The organism is Catellatospora bangladeshensis, assembly GCF_016862575.1.
GTDB classification, from domain to species: Bacteria; Actinomycetota; Actinomycetes; order Mycobacteriales; family Micromonosporaceae; genus Catellatospora; species Catellatospora bangladeshensis.
In genome coordinates, this window is record NZ_BONF01000101.1 from 1 (window position 1) to 1187 (window position 1187).

Genomic DNA, 1187 nt, shown 5'->3' on the forward strand with positions numbered 1-1187 from the left:
GACGGTCCCGATGTCCACCCGACTGGCCATGATCACCGCCGCGGAGATGCCCGGCGTTACGGTCACCGACCTGTGCGCTCAACTCGGCATCTCCCGCAAAACGTTCTACGAGATGCGCAAACGCTTCGACAAGGAAGGCCCGGCGGGACTGGAACCCCGCTCCCGCCGGCCCCTGTACTCACCCACCCAGATCCCCGCCGCAGTCGAACAGCGCATCGTCCGGCTGCGCGAACAACTACCCCTGGACAACGGCGCGCAGGCGATCTTCTACCACCTGCAGCGCGACGGCATCGAACCCCTGCCCAGCCCACGCACCGTCCACCGCGTCCTGGTCCGCAACGGCCTGGTCACACCCCAACCCGCCAAACGGCCCCACGCGTCCTGGCACCGCTTCGAATACGACGCCCCCAACGCCTGCTGGCAGATCGACGCCACCCGCTGGCAGCTACGCTCCGGACGCACCGTCTGGATCATGGACATCCTCGACGACCACTCCCGCTACCTCGCCGCCGCAGACGCCGTACCCGCAGACACCACCACAGCCGCCTGGAACGCCTTCTGCCACGCCGCCACCGAATGCGGCCCACCCGCCAAAGTCCTGTCCGACAACGGCCTGTGCTTCACCGGCGGCCTACACGCTCCCGGCGCGTTCGAACGCAACCTCGCCGCCCTGGGCATCACCAAAGCCAACTCCCGCCCCTACCACCCACAAACCTGCGGCAAGCTCGAACGCGCCCACCAAACCCTCAAGAAGTGGCTACGGCCCCGACCGGCCGCGCGCAGCCTGCCAGACCTGCAACGCCAACTCGACGACTTCCGCGCCTACTACAACCACCACCGCCCCCACCGGGCACTACACGGCGCCACCCCCGCCGAACGCTTCCACGCCACCACACCCGCCCGACCCGCCGGCACACCCATCGACCTGCCCCAACCACCCACCCTGACCATCACCGACCGCACCACCACCAGCCAGGGCGTCATCAACGCCAGCAAAGCGGTCATCAACGTGGGCACCACACGGGCAGGCCACACGCTCACCGTGATCACCTACGGCGAACGTGTGGCCATCCTCGACGGCACAACACTCGTACGCGTCCTGACACTCGAACCAGGCCGGCGCTACTACCCGCTACTGTCACCGATGTCCTGACACATCCGTGTCACCGATGACTCGCCACATCACA

Annotated in this window: 1 protein-coding gene; it reads left to right on the top strand. The window is 67.5% G+C overall.

Going from position 1 to position 1187, the window contains the following annotated elements; genetic code table 11:
- The first annotated feature begins 28 nt into the window (after positions 1-28).
- Positions 29-1153, top strand: a complete 1125-nt coding sequence (locus Cba03nite_RS39410) for an IS481 family transposase (protein ID WP_203757691.1) — start codon at positions 29-31, stop codon at positions 1151-1153.
- Positions 1154-1187 lie beyond the last annotated feature (34 nt).

Bases quoted from the DNA above. Each gene is read 5' to 3' on its own strand.
- Cba03nite_RS39410 (WP_203757691.1), top strand. From the start codon at position 29: ATGATCACCGCCGCGGAGATGCCCGGCGTTACGGTCACCGACCTGTGC.